This window comes from Streptomyces sp. NPDC088766 (genome assembly GCF_044750845.1).
Lineage (GTDB): Bacteria > Actinomycetota > Actinomycetes > Streptomycetales > Streptomycetaceae > Streptomyces.
Genome location: NZ_JBIVKQ010000013.1, coordinates 32,754 through 47,219, shown reverse-complemented (window position 1 = coordinate 47,219; position 14,466 = coordinate 32,754). Strand labels below are relative to the sequence as shown.

The 14,466-nt window shown below is 73.3% G+C and carries 10 protein-coding genes and 1 pseudogene; 8 read left to right on the top strand and 3 right to left on the bottom strand.

The annotated features are described in order from the left end of the window. The first annotated feature begins 150 nt into the window (after positions 1–150). From ACIP5W_RS19415 to ACIP5W_RS19385, 7 genes and pseudogenes are all read left to right on the top strand, one after another. A complete protein-coding gene (locus ACIP5W_RS19415; RefSeq protein WP_401474589.1) occupies positions 151–1,677 on the top strand; it encodes a leucyl aminopeptidase in 1,527 nt (508 codons plus the stop codon). 667 nt (positions 1,678–2,344) lie between these two features. After that, a complete protein-coding gene (gene lpdA, locus ACIP5W_RS19410; RefSeq protein WP_401474586.1) occupies positions 2,345–3,733 on the top strand; it encodes a dihydrolipoyl dehydrogenase in 1,389 nt (462 codons plus the stop codon). Between the two features lie 75 nt (positions 3,734–3,808). Further along, positions 3,809–5,698, top strand: a complete 1,890-nt coding sequence (gene sucB / locus ACIP5W_RS19405; protein ID WP_401474583.1) for a 2-oxoglutarate dehydrogenase, E2 component, dihydrolipoamide succinyltransferase — start codon at positions 3,809–3,811, stop codon at positions 5,696–5,698. A gap of 336 nt (positions 5,699–6,034) precedes the next feature. After that, on the top strand, positions 6,035–6,658 hold the full coding sequence (locus tag ACIP5W_RS19400; protein ID WP_366060811.1) for a GntR family transcriptional regulator: 624 nt from the start codon (positions 6,035–6,037) through the stop codon (positions 6,656–6,658). Between the two features lie 294 nt (positions 6,659–6,952). Continuing rightward, positions 6,953–9,589, top strand: a pseudogene (gene aceE, locus ACIP5W_RS19395) (pyruvate dehydrogenase (acetyl-transferring), homodimeric type); the annotation flags it as partial. A 121-nt stretch (positions 9,590–9,710) separates the two neighbouring features. Continuing rightward, complete coding sequence (locus tag ACIP5W_RS19390) at positions 9,711–10,685, top strand: helix-turn-helix transcriptional regulator (protein WP_401475034.1); 975 nt, start codon at positions 9,711–9,713, stop codon at positions 10,683–10,685. A gap of 41 nt (positions 10,686–10,726) precedes the next feature. Further along, entirely contained in the window at positions 10,727–11,260 is a 534-nt protein-coding gene (locus tag ACIP5W_RS19385; RefSeq protein ID WP_401475031.1) for a DUF4240 domain-containing protein, read from the top strand. Positions 11,261–11,373: 113 nt separating this feature from the next. Here ACIP5W_RS19385 and ACIP5W_RS19380 read toward each other — a convergent pair whose 3' ends face one another. Beyond that, a complete protein-coding gene (locus tag ACIP5W_RS19380) occupies positions 11,374–11,643 on the bottom strand; it encodes a hypothetical protein (protein WP_401474580.1) in 270 nt (89 codons plus the stop codon). Positions 11,644–11,714: 71 nt separating this feature from the next. Beyond that, positions 11,715–12,578: a peptidoglycan recognition protein gene (locus ACIP5W_RS19375; protein WP_401474577.1), complete on the bottom strand. Its 864-nt coding sequence runs from the start codon at positions 12,576–12,578 to the stop codon at positions 11,715–11,717. 187 nt (positions 12,579–12,765) lie between these two features. Here ACIP5W_RS19375 and ACIP5W_RS19370 point away from each other — a divergent pair, with 187 nt between their 5' ends. Beyond that, positions 12,766–13,950 (top strand): MarP family serine protease, encoded by a 1,185-nt coding sequence (locus ACIP5W_RS19370; RefSeq protein ID WP_401474574.1) that lies wholly within the window; start codon positions 12,766–12,768, stop codon positions 13,948–13,950. A gap of 13 nt (positions 13,951–13,963) precedes the next feature. On the opposite strand, the gene ACIP5W_RS19365 is transcribed toward ACIP5W_RS19370, so the two are convergent. Beyond that, positions 13,964–14,455 carry a GNAT family N-acetyltransferase gene (locus tag ACIP5W_RS19365; protein WP_401474570.1) on the bottom strand — a complete coding sequence of 164 codons (492 nt, stop codon included), beginning with the start codon at positions 14,453–14,455 and terminating at the stop codon, positions 13,964–13,966. Between the last annotated feature and the right edge of the window lie 11 nt (positions 14,456–14,466).

The following is a 14,466-nucleotide window of genomic DNA, read 5'->3' as shown; positions in this document are numbered from 1 at the left end:
GCGGGGTCTCCGCGCCGGTCCGCCGCGCCGGTGGGGCCGACCCCGGTGACGACCGCACCCCCAGCCCGGTTCTAGGGTCGGCTGTCGGGCCCGGTCGACCCACTCATATCGGCCACAGCAACTCCACATCGGAAGCGAGAAATCACCACCGTGACTGCTCTCACTCTCAGCACCGCCGCGGCGCCCGGCCTGCGGGCCGACGCGATCGTGATCGGTGTCGCCAAGGGCGCCAACGGCCCCGTCGTCACAGCGGGCGCCGAGGCCGTGGACAAGGCCTACGACGGCCGGCTCGCCGGCGTCCTGGAAACCCTCGGTGCCGCCGGCGCCGAGGGCGAGGTGACGAAGCTGCCGGCCCCGGCCGGCTTCAAGACGCCTCTCGTGCTGGCGGTGGGGCTGGGCGCGGAGCCCGAGAAGGACGCCTCCTACGACGCCGAGGCACTGCGCCGCGCCGCCGGTGTGGCCGCCCGCACCCTCGCCGGTTCCAAGAAGGCCGCCTTCGCCCTGCCCCTGACGGACGCCGCCGACCTCGGCGCGGTCGCCGAGGGCGTCGTGCTCGGCGCCTACTCCTTCGACGTCTACAAGGAGCAGGGCAAGGACGCCAAGGCGAAGAACGGCAAGGGCCCGCTCGCCGAGGCCGTCCTGCTCGGCGGCAAGCCGCGCGACGCCGCCCACAAGGCCGCCGTCGCCCGCGCCGCCGCCGTCACCGAGGAGCTCAACCGCGCCCGGGACCTCATCAACACCCCGCCGAACGACCTCGATCCCCAGGCCTTCGCCGCCCTCGCCCAGACCGCGGCCAAGGAACACGGCATCAAGGTGCAGGTCCTCGACGAGAAGGCCCTCGCCAAGGGCGGCTACGGCGGCATCCTCGGCGTCGGCGCCGGTTCGGCCGCGGCCCCGCGCCTGGTGAAGCTGTCGTACACCTCCTCCAGGGCGAAGAAGCACCTCGCCTTCGTCGGCAAGGGCATCACCTACGACTCGGGCGGCATCTCGCTCAAGCCGGCCGGGCACAACGAGACGATGAAGTGCGACATGAGCGGTGCGGCGGCGGTCTTCGCCGCCGTGGTCGCCGTCGCGCGTCTCGGCCTGGACGTCAACGTCACCGGCTGGCTGGCGCTGGCCGAGAACATGCCGTCCGGCTCCGCCACCCGCCCGGGTGACGTGCTGCGCATGTTCAGCGGCAAGACGGTCGAGGTCCTCAACACCGACGCCGAGGGCCGGCTGGTCCTCGCCGACGCGCTGTGGGCCGCCTCCCAGGAGAAGCCGGACGCCATCGTGGACGTCGCGACCCTGACCGGCGCGATGATGCTGGCGCTGGGCAGCCGGACGTTCGGCATCATGGCGAACGACGACGCGTTCCGCGCCACGGTGCACGAGGCCGCCGAGGAGGTCGGCGAGCCGGCCTGGCCGATGCCGCTGCCCGACCACCTGCGCAAGGGCATGGACTCCCCCGTCGCCGACATCGCGAACATGGGTGAGCGGATGGGCGGCGGGCTCGTCGCCGGTCTGTTCCTGCGGGAGTTCGTCGGCGAGGGGATCACCTGGGCGCACCTCGACATCGCGGGACCGGCGTTCAACGAGGGCGGGCCGTTCGGCTACACGCCCAAGGGCGGTACGGGTACCGCGGTGCGGACGCTGGTGCGGCTGGCGGAGCTGACCGCGGAGGGCGACCTCGGCTGACCGCCGCGGGTGCGGGGACTGTGTGCCTGGTCACTCGGCGCGCCGCCGATCGGCACGTCCCCGCACCCCCGGTGGGGCCGCTCGCCCCGCACACCAGTGGGCGTGGGGTGTCTCACACCTTTCCTGCGGACCGAGCAGAGGTGAACCGCCTCGGCCGCGCGCCCCGGACGGTCCTGGGCGTTCCCCCACTGCCCCAAGGGCGCGGGAGGTGCCCCCGGGTCCCCGGCGCACCCGGCCCCGGGGCGGCGACACGGATCCCTTCCGTGGTCCGCCCCGGGAGGCCGGCTCCCTCACGACCTGGGCGGACGGGTACGGCCGGAGGCGACGGGGAGGCCCCGGACGGTCACTCCGGTGGAGCGGGGGCACCGCACGCCGACGCCGTACCGGGGGTCTCAAATCGCGCGGTCACCGCAGCCCGAACGGCCCAGGACGCCGCGAGTCCGAAAGCCGGCCGCCACACGATCGCGCTGAACCACCCTTGTGCACACTCCCCGGCGGCGAACAGCCGGCAACTCCGGCCCGGCGTCCCGTTCGGCTCCCACAGGTGCGAAGATGGGGCTCGGCAGGACAGGGCCCCCACCACAGGGCCGAAGAAAGAGCGGCCGGACACCAGCCGCCGGCGGTCAGCGACGACCGGCGCACGGCGCACATGCATGGAGGACGTGACGTGGCGAACGACGCCAGCACCGTTTTCGACCTAGTGATCCTCGGCGGTGGCAGTGGCGGTTACGCCGCGGCCCTGCGCGGGGCCCAGCTGGGCCTGGACGTCGCCCTGATCGAGAAGGACAAGGTCGGCGGCACCTGCCTGCACCGGGGTTGCATCCCCACCAAGGCCCTGCTCCACGCGGGCGAGGTCGCCGACCAGGCCCGCGAGAGCGAGCAGTTCGGCGTCAAGGCCACCTTCGAGGGCATCGACATCGCCGGGGTCCACAAGTACAAGGACGGTGTCATCTCCGGCCTGTACAAGGGCCTGCAGGGGCTCGTCGCCTCCCGCAAGGTGACGTACATCGAGGGTGAGGGCCGTCTGTCCTCGCCGACCTCCGTCGACGTGGGCGGGCAGCGCGTCCAGGGCCGCCACGTGCTCCTGGCGACCGGCTCCGTGCCGAAGTCGCTGCCGGGCCTGGAGATCGACGGCAACCGGATCATCTCCTCCGACCACGCGCTCGTCCTGGACCGCGTGCCGAAGTCCGCGATCATCCTGGGCGGCGGCGTCATCGGCGTGGAGTTCGCCTCCGCGTGGAAGTCCTTCGGCACCGACGTCACCATCGTCGAGGGCCTCAAGCACCTCGTCCCGGTCGAGGACGAGAACTCCTCCAAGCTTCTCGAGCGCGCGTTCCGCAAGCGCGGCATCAAGTTCAACCTGGGCACCTTCTTCCAGAAGGCCGAGTACACCCAGGACGGCGTCAAGGTCACCCTCGCCGACGGCAAGGAGTTCGAGGCCGAGATCCTGCTCGTCGCCATCGGCCGCGGCCCGGTCTCGCAGGGCCTCGGCTACGAGGAGCAGGGCATCGCGATGGACCGCGGCTACGTCCTGGTCGACGAGTACATGCGCACGAACGTCCCCACCGTCTCCGCCGTCGGCGACCTCGTCCCGACGCTCCAGCTCGCGCACGTCGGCTTCGCCGAGGGCATCCTGGTGGCGGAGCGGCTGGCCGGTCTGAAGACCGTCCCGATCGACTACGACGGCGTCCCGCGGGTGACGTACTGCCACCCCGAGGTCGCCTCCGTGGGCATCACCGAGGCCAAGGCCAAGGAGATCTACGGCGCGGACAAGGTCGTCGCTCTGAAGTACAACCTGGCGGGCAACGGCAAGAGCAAGATCCTCAACACCGCGGGCGAGATCAAGCTCGTCCAGGTCAAGGACGGCGCCGTGGTCGGCGTCCACATGGTCGGCGACCGCATGGGCGAGCAGGTCGGCGAAGCCCAGCTGATCTACAACTGGGAGGCGCTGCCGGCCGAGGTCGCGCAGCTCATCCACGCCCACCCGACGCAGAACGAGGCGATGGGCGAGGCCCACCTGGCCCTGGCCGGCAAGCCGCTCCACTCGCACGACTGACCCTCGGTCGACGAAGCGACTCCGCGACTCCGCGACGACACAGACTTCCGCAATTCGTAAGGAGCAACCGAAACCATGGCGGTTTCCGTAACCCTTCCGGCGCTCGGTGAGAGCGTCACCGAGGGCACTGTCACCCGCTGGCTGAAGGCCGAGGGCGAGCGCGTCGAGGCCGACGAGCCCCTGCTCGAGGTGTCGACCGACAAGGTCGACACCGAGATCCCCTCGCCCGCCGCCGGCATCCTGGCGTCCATCAAGGTCGCCGAGGACGAGACCGTCGAGGTCGGCGCCGAGCTGGCCGTCATCGACGACGGCACCGGCGCGCCCGCTGCCGAGCCGGCCCCGGCCGCCGAGGAGGCGCCGGCCGCCGAGGAGGCGCCGGCCGCCGAGCAGGTCGCCCCGCCGGCCCCTGAGCCGGCCCCGGCCGCGCAGCCCTCCACCGAGCAGGCGGCCCCGGCCCCCGCCCCCACCGCCGAGGCCGCCTCCGGCGGCGGCTCCGCCGAGGGCACGGACGTCGTCCTGCCCGCGCTCGGCGAGTCCGTCACCGAGGGCACCGTCACCCGCTGGCTGAAGTCGGTCGGCGACTCCGTCGAGGCCGACGAGCCGCTGCTCGAGGTCTCCACGGACAAGGTCGACACGGAGATCCCGGCGCCCGCCTCCGGTGTGCTGCTCGAGATCACGGTCGGCGAGGACGAGACCGCCGAGGTCGGCGCCAAGCTGGCCGTCATCGGCGCTCCGGGTGCGGCCCCGGCCGCCGCCCCGGCGCCCGCCGCCCCGGCCCCGGCGCCCGCCGCGCCCGCCCCCGCCGCCCCGGCTCCGGCCGCCCCCGCGCCCGCCGCTCCGGCACCCGCGCCCACCCCGGAGCCCGCCCCGGCCGCGCCCGCCCCGGCTCCGGCTCCGGCCGCGCCCGCCCCGGTCGCCGCAGCCCCGGTCGCCGCAGCCCCGGCTCCGGCCGCTCCGGCTCCGGCCGCTCCGGCCGCCGCTGCGACTGCCGGAGGCCCTGCCGCCGCGCAGGCCGGCGACGAGGGTGCCTACGTCACCCCGCTGGTGCGCAAGCTCGCCGCCGAGAACGGCGTCGACCTGGGCTCGGTCAAGGGCACCGGCGTCGGTGGCCGTATCCGCAAGCAGGACGTCGTCGCCGCCGCCGAGGCCGCGAAGGCCGCCGCCGCTGCCCCGGCTCCGGCCGCCGCCGCGACCGCCGCAGGCCCCGCCGCCGCGAAGAAGGCCCCCGCGCTGGAGGCCTCCCCGCTGCGTGGCCAGACCGTCAAGATGCCGCGCATCCGCAAGGTCATCGGCGACAACATGGTCAAGGCGCTGCACGAGCAGGCCCAGCTGTCGTCGGTCGTCGAGGTCGACGTCACGCGGCTGATGAAGCTGCGCGCCAAGGCGAAGGACTCCTTCGCGGCCCGTGAGGGCGTCAAGCTCTCGCCGATGCCGTTCTTCGTCAAGGCCGCCGCGCAGGCGCTGAAGGCCCACCCGGTCATCAACGCCAAGATCAACGAGGCCGAGGGCACGATCACCTACTTCGACACCGAGAACGTCGGTATCGCGGTGGACTCGGAGAAGGGCCTGATGACCCCGGTCATCAAGGGCGCGGGCGACCTGAACATCGCCGGTATCGCCAAGGCCACGGCCGAGCTGGCCGGCAAGGTCCGCGGCAACAAGATCACTCCGGACGAGCTGTCCGGCGCGACCTTCACCATCTCCAACACCGGTTCGCGCGGTGCCCTCTTCGACACGATCATCGTGCCGCCTGGGCAGGTCGCGATCCTCGGCATCGGGGCCACGGTGAAGCGTCCGGCCGTCATCGAGACGGAGGAGGGTACGGTCATCGGCGTCCGCGACATGACCTACCTGACGCTGTCCTACGACCACCGGCTGGTGGACGGCGCCGACGCGGCCCGCTACCTGACGGCGGTCAAGGCGATCCTGGAGGCGGGCGAGTTCGAGGTCGAGCTCGGCCTGTAGTCAGCGCACAGTGTCGTACGGCGCCCCCGCCCGGGTCACCCGGGCGGGGGCGCCGCGCGTTGGCGTCCAGGGGACCTCTTCCGCCCCGCCGCCCCTTCCCGTCCCCGCCCCGCCGACCCTTCCCGTCCCCGTCCCGGAGCCGCCGCCCCAAAGCCGTGCTTCGGTCCTGGACAGGCCTCGTCCTCGAAGGCAGGACAAGCCGTCAGTGGCGTGTAAGTCTCGTCTCACCTGCGCGGAAGCACCCCCGTGAGCCGCTCCCCGAACCCGTCGCGGCCGTATTGTCTAAACGTCAAACGCCCCCGGGGCCGATGGGCGGCCCCTCCCTAAGGAGCCCTCATGACCGCGCCCGTCGTCCACTCGCTGCGCGAACAGATCCGCGAGCACATCGTGGAGGGGATCGTCAGCGGGCGCTGGCAGCCGGGCGAGCGGATCGTGGAGCGGCGGATCGCCAGTGAGCTGGAGGTCAGCCAGACACCGGTGCGGGAGGCGCTGCGCGAGCTGGAGTCGCTGCGGCTGATCGAGTCCGCACCGAACAAGGGCGTACGGGTGCGGAACCTGACCGCGGCCGACCTGGAGGAGAGCTATCCGGTCCGGGCCGGTCTGGAGGCGATCGCCGCGGAGCTGGCGGCGCAGCGGCTGGCCGAGGACTGCTCGGCGCTGGAGCCGCACGTGGCCGCGCTGTACGAGGCGGACCGGGCGTCGGACGGGACGGGCCAGGTGCGGCACACGGTGGCCTTCCACCGCGAGCTGGTCCGCGCGGCCGGCAACTCCGTACTGCTGCACACCTGGGAGGGCCTGGGCATCGAGGTGTTCACGGCGCTGTCGATCCGCTGGCTGGGGACGGTGCAGCAGTCGTACGCGGAGGAGCACGAGGAGCTGGTGGCGGCCTTCAAGCGGCGGGACCCGCGCATCGCGGAGATCGTGAAGGCGCACGTGCTGGGCTGCGCGCCGCGGGCCTGAGCGGTGCGCGCCGAGGGCAACGAGGGCGCCGGACGCCACTGAGCGCACATTCGCTCATACGTGGCCCCACCTGCGAAAACCTTTCGAAAATGCGGCACCGGGTGCCTTTGCGCGAGACACCCCGTGCCGACTTTCTCGCGATCAAGAGGTTTTCACCCTCAACCCTTTGATCGATCATCGATCAGGGGGTTACAGTCACCGACGGGCCACGCGGCGGTGTCGTACCACGACTCCGCGGCGGAGCCCCACCGCCCTGTCCTGCCAAAGACAAAGGGCACCCCCGAACCCTTACCGATGAGGGAACCCCCTTCGACTGAGGAAGGCGGCGACATGACCGACCCCCACGCCATCCAGCCGAGCGCGCTCGACCAGCTCCCCGACCGGGACCCGGAGGAGACCGCCGAATGGCAGGCCTCACTGGACGCGGTCGCCCAGGCGGCCGGGCCGCACCGTGCCGCGTACCTGATGCGGCGCACGCTGGAGCGGGCCGAGGGCAACGGCATCGCGCTGCCCAAGCTGCTCGAGACGGACTACGTCAACACCATCCCCACCGCCGCCGAGCCCGCCACGCCGGGTGACGAGGCGATGGAGGCCCGGATCACCGCCTGGAACCGCTGGAACGCGGCGGCCATGGTGACCCGCGGCGCGAAACACGGCGTCGGCGGCCACATCGCCACCTTCGCCTCCGCGGCCTGGCTGTACGAGACCGGCTTCAACCACTTCTTCCGGGGCAAGGAGACCGACGGCTCGGGCGACCAGCTCTACATCCAGGGCCACGCCTCCCCCGGCATCTACGCCCGCGCCTTCCTCGACGGCCGGCTGAACGAGGGCCACCTGGACAACTTCCGCCAGGAGGCGGGCGGCAACGGCCTGCCGTCGTACCCGCACCCGCGGCGCCTGCCCTGGCTGTGGGAGTTCCCGACGGTGTCGATGGGCCTCGGCCCGCTCTCCGCGATCTACCAGGCGCGTTTCAACCGCTACCTGACCAACCGCGGCATCAAGGACCTCACCGGCTCCCACGTCTGGGCGTTCCTCGGCGACGGCGAGATGGACGAGCCCGAGTCGACGGCGGCCCTCGCGCTCGCCGCCCGCGAGGAGCTGGACAACCTCACCTTCGTCATCAACTGCAACCTCCAGCGCCTCGACGGCCCGGTCCGCGCGAACTTCAAGATCGTGCAGGAGCTGGAGGCCCAGTTCCGCGGCGCCGGCTGGAACGTCGTCAAGACGCTGTGGGGTTCGGCCTGGGACGAGCTGTTCCGGCTCGACACCACGGGCGCGCTCGTACGCCGCCTGCGCCAGGTGCCCGACGCCCAGGTGCAGACGTACCAGACGCGCGACGCCGCCTACATCCGCCAGGACTTCTTCGGCGCCGACCCGGCGCTCGTCGAGATGGCGAAGCTGCTGAGCGACGACAAGATCCTGGAGTGCTTCCACCTCTCCCGCGGCGGCCACGAGGCGCGCAAGGTGTACGCGGCCTACAAGGCGGCCGTCGAGCACAAGGGCGCCCCGACGGTCATCCTGGCCCAGACGGTCAAGGGCCACACCCTCGGTGAGGGCTTCGCGTCGAAGAACGCCAACCACCAGATGAAGAAGCTCTCGGTGGACGAGTTCAAGACGATGCGCGACCTGCTGGAGCTGCCGATCTCCGACAGCCAGTTCGTCGACGGCGTGGTCCCCTACGGCCACCCCGGCGCCGACTCCCCCGAGGTCCGCTACCTCCAGGAGCGCCGCGCCGCCCTCGGCGGCCCGGCCCCGGCCCGCCGTACGCACGCGCTCGCCCCGCTGCCCGCCCCCGCCGAGAAGGCGTTCGCCGCGTTCGACAAGGGCTCCGGCTCCCAGAACGTCGCCACCACCATGGCCTTCGTCCGGCTGGTCAAGGACCTGGTCCGCGACAAGGAGACCGGCAGGCGCTGGGTGCCGATCGTCCCCGACGAGGCGCGCACCTTCGGCATGGAGTCGCTGTTCCCCTCGCTCGGGATCTACTCCCCCAAGGGCCAGACGTACGAGCCGGTCGACCGCGACCAGCTGATGTACTACAAGGAGGCCAAGAACGGCCAGATCCTCAACGAGGGGATCACCGAGGCCGGTTCGATGGCCGACTTCATCGCCGCGTCCACCGCGTACGCCACGCACGGCGAAGCGATGATCCCGTTCTACATCTTCTACTCGATGTTCGGCTGGCAGCGCACGGCCGACCAGATGTGGCAGCTCGGCGACCAGCTCGGCCGCGGCTTCCTCGTCGGCGCCACGGCCGGCCGCACCACGCTGACGGGCGAGGGCCTCCAGCACGCCGACGGCCACTCGCCGGTGATCGCGGCGACCAACCCGGCCGCGCTGACGTACGACCCGGCGTTCGCGTACGAGATCGGCGTCATCGTCAAGGACGGTCTGCGCCGGATGTACGGCGAGGCGGCGCCGGGTGAGGACCCGAACGTCTTCTACTACCTGACCGTCTACAACGAGCCGATGCCGCAGCCCGCCAAGCCGGCCGGCCCCGGCATCGACGAGGGCATCGTCAAGGGCCTGTACCGCTTCAACACGGCGGAGTCGGCGGGCCTGTCCCCCGCGGCCAACGCGCCGCGCATCCAGCTCCTGGGTTCCGGTACGGCGATCCACTGGACGCTGAAGGCGCAGAAGCTGCTCGCCGAGGAGTGGGGCGTGGCCGCCGACGTGTGGTCCGCGACCTCCTGGACCGAGCTGCGGCGCGACGCGCTGGAGGCCGACGCGGCGCTGCTGCGCGGCGAGGAGCGGCTGCCGTACGTCCGCCAGGCGCTCCAGGGTGCCGCGGGGCCGGTCCTCGCGGTCTCCGACTACATGCGCCAGGTCCCGGACCAGATCGCGCAGTGGGTCGAACAGGACTACTCGTCGCTGGGCGCCGACGGCTTCGGCCTGTCCGACACCCGTGACGCCGCCCGCCGCCACTTCGGCGTCGACGCGGAGTCCATCGTGGTGGCGGCCCTCGCCCAGCTGGCCCGCCGCGGCGAGGTCCGGGGGCCAGAGCGGGGTCCGGGGGCCAGAGCGCCCTGTCGGTGCCACCCGGCATCATGCGGGTATGCGTGCTGCCCGGCTCATCAAGATGGTGCTGCTCCTGCAGGGGCGGTCCGCCATGACCGCCGCCGAGCTGGCGCGCGAGCTGGAGGTGTCGGAGCGGACGGTCACCAGGGACGCCCAGGCCCTGTCGGAGGCGGGCGTCCCGGTGTACGCCGAGCGCGGACGGGCCGGCGGCTACCGCCTGGTCGACGGCTACCGCACCCGCCTGACCGGCCTGGCCCGCGGCGAGGCGGAAGCGCTGTTCCTGAGCGGCGTACCGGGCGCGCTCCGGGAGATGGGCCTGCAGGACGCGGCCTCGGCGGCCCGCCTGAAGGTGTCGGCCGCCCTGATGCCGTCCCTCCGGGACGCCCCGAGGACGGCGGCGCAGCGGTTCCATCTGGACGCGCCCGCCTGGTTCCAGGAGCCGGAGACACCCCCGCTGCTGCCCGTGGTCGCGGAGGCGGTGTGGGACGACCGTCCGCTCACCGCCCGGTACCTGCGGGGCGGGACGGAGGCCGTACGGGAGCTGGAGCCGTACGGGCTCGTGCTCAAGGCGGGCGTCTGGTACCTGTGCGCGCGGGTGGCCGGCGCGGGGGCCTTCCGGACGTACCGCGTCGACCGGTTCACGGACGCGCGACCGGGCGCGCAACGGTTCGACAGGGACGAGGAGTTCGATCTGCCCGGCTTCTGGGCCCGGCAGGCGGAGCGGTTCGCACGGTCGATCCTGCGGACCGAGGTCGTCGTACGGCTCACGCCGGCGGGGCTGCGCCGGCTGCCGTACGCCGTCGACCCGGTGGCCGCGCGGGACGCCCTGGCGGGGGCCGGGGAGCCCGACGCGCGGGGGTGGGTGACGGTCACCCTGGGCGTGGAGTCCGAGGAGGTGGCGCACGACCAGCTCACCGCGCTGGGGCCGGAGGCCGAGGTGGTCTCCCCCGAGCCGCTGCGCCGCCGTCTCGCCGAGGACGCGGCCCGGCTGGCGGCGCTGTACCGCCCCTGAGACCGCCCGCACTCCGGGTGCGGCCCACCGGTCCAGGCAGGATGCTGGGACGCGTGATGGACGAGACGGAGTTCTGGGAACTGGTCGACGCCACCCGCGAGGCCGCCGAAGGCGACCCGGAGGACCAGGCCGATCTGCTGGTGGAGCGGCTGCTCCTGCTGGACCCCGACATGGTGCTCGACTTCGCCCGTCACTTCGAGGCCCGCTACAACCGGGCGTACACCTGGGACCTGTGGGGCGCCGCCTGGGTGTTGCTGGACGGGGCGAGCGACGACGCCTTCGACTTCTTCCGGTGCTGGCTGATCGGTCAGGGCCGGGAGGTGTACGAGGGGGCCGTGCACGACCCGGACTCGCTCGCGGAGCTGCTGGGCGAGTTCGACGAGGAGATCGACGGCGACGGCGAGGAGCTGGGCTACGCGGCCGACGAGGCCTATGAGCAGCTCACCGGGACCGTCGCCCCGGACCTGGGCATCGCGCCCGCCCCGGCGGAACCCGAGGGCACCCCGGTCGACTTCGAGAGCGAGCGGGCGCTCGCGGAGCGGTGTCCGCGGCTGTGGGAGCGCTTCCGGGGCTGACCGTGGCGCCGGGCCGCGAACGGCCGGGCGCGCAGCGAACGGCCGGGCGCGCAGCCAACGGCCGGGCGCGCCGCGAACAGCCGGGGCCGCGCCGCGAACAGCCGGGGCCGGGGTCAGACCGTCGTGCGGCGGCGGGTGGTGTCCGCCGGGAGGTACGCCTGCTGATCGGCCCGCACCGCGTGGTGCAGCGGCGCCTTGTTGGCCTGTTCCAGGGCGGACGCGGTGGCCGCGGCGGGGCCGAGGACGACCGCGGCGACGGCGCAGACGACCGTCCAGGGGCTGCGGAGGGCCCCTCGCCCGGCGGCCGCCGCCTGCCGGCCGCGGTGCGTGGTGCCGGTGCCGGTGCCGGTGCCGGTCTTCAGGATGCCGTTCGTGCCGTTCATGATCCCCACCTCGGTCGGCTTGTGTTGTGCATGACCGTAGGAGACGCGGATGGGAGAAGCCTGAACGGCGCCTAAGGCGTTCCTGTGAGCGTCCGGCCCTGGAGGCGGGCGGCCGTCTGCCGGATCTCCGGCAGCCGGGCGCTGAGGGCCGCGCCGGGGCAGCTGGTCATGTAGCCGTCCTGGTGGCCGGCGAGGGCGGGCAGGGCGGCCGTGACGCCCGCGGCGTACCGGCTGCCGCTGTTGCTGGAGGTCAGCCGGACGCTCCCGCGCGGGTCGACGTCCGCCAGGCCGAGCTTCCAGGCGGCGAGGGCCGCTATCGAGTCCACCATCGCCTGCGGCACGGGGACGCCCGAGGTGAACGTGCCGAGGGCGGCGATGCCGGCCGTGCGGTGGTTGAAGCCCTGGGTGTGCGCGCCGGTGACGGGCCGGTCGACGCCGCCCGCCCGGCCCTCGTAGACGGTGCCGCAGCGGTCGACGAGGAAGTTGTAGCCGATGTCGTCCCAGTCGCGGCCGCCGGTCTGGCCCGCGTAGAGGTGGCGGATGATGCGGGGCGCGTCGGCGCAGTCGTAACCGTTGGGCGAGTCGGTGTGGTGGACGAAGACGGCGACGACCTTGTCGTCGTAGCGCGGCGGCGGCTGGGCGCGTCCGGCGTCGGCCACCCAGACCGAGCGCGGCACGATGCGCGGCCGGGCGGCGGAGTGTGCGGGGAGCTGCGCCGCGCGCCGCACGGGGCGGGCCGCCAGGGACGCCGTGGCGGCGTGTTCGACGCCGCCCGCGCACAGGCCCAGGGCTGCCACGGCGGCCAGTCCGGGCAGGCAGGCCAGGGCCACGAGGAGGGGGCGCGGCAGCCGCGCCGAAGGCCGTTCCCAGGGTCTCCGTCCGGGTCTTTGCACAGGCCTCCGCCCGGGGCGGGGGGCCTGTCGGATGGCACGCATGAACCCACTGTCGGACGGTTCCGTTCCGCCCGCGATGTGTGCTGTGCCACCCGGTGGAACCATCCTCCCGGTCCGCGACGTTTCCTGGGTGCACGCGTGCGCGGCCGGTCGGGGCGGGCCCCGCGCGCGAGGCTGATCACCGGGCCCCTCCCCCACGTACTGAGGGGCCCGAGAGGAAGGCGGCTGCGTGGACCTGCTCGACATCGCGCTGGTACTGGTGATCCTGGCGTACGCCGGATCGGGCTACCGGCGGGGACTGGTGGCCGGCTGTGTCTCGCTGGCCGGTTTCGTGGGCGGCGCGGCGGTGGGCGTGTGGATCCTGCCGTGGGTGATGGACCTGGTGGCGCCGGGGACGACGGCGGCGACGGTCACCGCGGTGCTCACCGTGCTGGTCCCGGCGGCGGTGGGGCACGAGCTGGCGGGGCGGCTGGCGCTGCGGTTGCGCCGGGAGCTGGACCGCGGGCCGCTCCGGGTGGCCGACGGGATCGGCGGGGCGGTGGCGAACTCGGTGGCGGTGCTGATCGTGGCCTGGGTGGCGGCGAGCGTGCTGGCCGTGTCCTCGACGCCGGTGGTGTCGTCGGCGATCCGGGACTCCCGGCTGCTGGGGGCGGTGCAGGACACGATGCCGGACACCACCCCGGCCTGGTTCTCACGGGCCACGTCCGCGCTCACCGAGGCGGGTTTCCCGCAGGTCTTCAACCCGTTCGAGAACGAGTCGACGGCGGAGGTCGCCGAGCCCACCGGCGACAGCGTGACCCCGGCCGCGACGAACGCCGCCAGGCTCAGCACGGTGAAGATCGAGGGCGTCGCGGGCGACCAGGGCCGGGAGGGCAGCGGGTTCGTGTACGCGCGCGAGCATGTGATGACCAACGCGCACGTGGTGGCGGGCATCGACGACCCGACCGTACGGATCGGGGGTGTGGGGCGGTCGTACGAGGCGCGGGTGGTGCTGTTCGACCCGGCCGGGGACGTCGCGGTGCTCTACGTGCCGGGGATGCGGGCGCCGGAGCTGCGGTTCGACGACGACGCCTCGCGCGGGGACTCCGCGGTCGTCGCGGGCTATCCGGAGGACGGCGGTCTGAACCTCCAGGCGGCGACGGTGGCCAACCGGGTCGACGCGACCGGGCGGAACATCTACAACGACACCACCGTCACCAGGGAGATCTACTCGATCCGTTCCACCGTCCGCCCCGGCAACTCCGGCGGTCCGCTGCTGACCACCGACGGCCGGGTGTTCGGGGTCGTCTTCGCCCGGTCCACCTCCGACGCCGGGACGGGGTACGTCCTGACGGCCGCCGAGGTGGCCGGGGACGCCGAGCGGGCGGCGACGGCGACGGCGGCCGTGGACACGGGCGAGCTGGTCGGTTCCTAGGACCGCAGGTGGATCACAGGACGGAACGGCCCATGAACACGTCGTCGACGTACGCACCGTCGAGGAGGAACTCCTCCGGCAGGACGCCCTCCACCGCGAAACCCTCGGACTCGTAGAGCGCGCGGGCCACGGTGTTGTGGCCGAGCACGCGCAGGGTCAGGCGGCGGGCGCCGCGCCGGCGGGTCTCCTCGACGGCCGCCCGGACCAGGGCGCGTCCGACACCGTGGCCGCGCGCCTCGTCGGAGACGGCGAGGCCCTGGATCTGGCGCACGTGCGCGTTGCAGGCGAGTTCGGTGGGGCGGACGACGCGGACGTAGCCGACGACCCGGCCGGACACTTCGGCGACCAGGTGGTCCTCGGGCAGGTGCCGCGCGTCGAAGAAGGGGCCGTACGGCGGCTGCGGCCGGGGCATGACGGCGTGCAGGGGCGACCAGGTCAGGGCGTCGACCAGGGCGAGCGTCGCGTCGTCGTCGGGCCGGGCGGGGCGTATGAGAGGGCCGGTCATGAGCGGCATCC

What these genes read in the sequence shown, in the direction of transcription:
- sucB (WP_401474583.1), top strand. Translation starts at nt 3,809, where the DNA reads ATGGCGGTTTCCGTAACCCTTCCGGCGCTCGGTGAGAGCGTCACCGAG.
- ACIP5W_RS19400 (WP_366060811.1), top strand. Translation starts at nt 6,035, where the DNA reads ATGACCGCGCCCGTCGTCCACTCGCTGCGCGAACAGATCCGCGAGCAC.
- ACIP5W_RS19390 (WP_401475034.1), top strand. Translation starts at nt 9,711, where the DNA reads ATGCGTGCTGCCCGGCTCATCAAGATGGTGCTGCTCCTGCAGGGGCGG.
- ACIP5W_RS19385 (WP_401475031.1), top strand. Translation starts at nt 10,727, where the DNA reads ATGCTGGGACGCGTGATGGACGAGACGGAGTTCTGGGAACTGGTCGAC.
- ACIP5W_RS19380 (WP_401474580.1), bottom strand. Translation starts at nt 11,643, where the DNA reads ATGAACGGCACGAACGGCATCCTGAAGACCGGCACCGGCACCGGCACC.
- ACIP5W_RS19375 (WP_401474577.1), bottom strand. Translation starts at nt 12,578, where the DNA reads ATGCGTGCCATCCGACAGGCCCCCCGCCCCGGGCGGAGGCCTGTGCAA.
- ACIP5W_RS19365 (WP_401474570.1), bottom strand. Translation starts at nt 14,455, where the DNA reads ATGACCGGCCCTCTCATACGCCCCGCCCGGCCCGACGACGACGCGACG.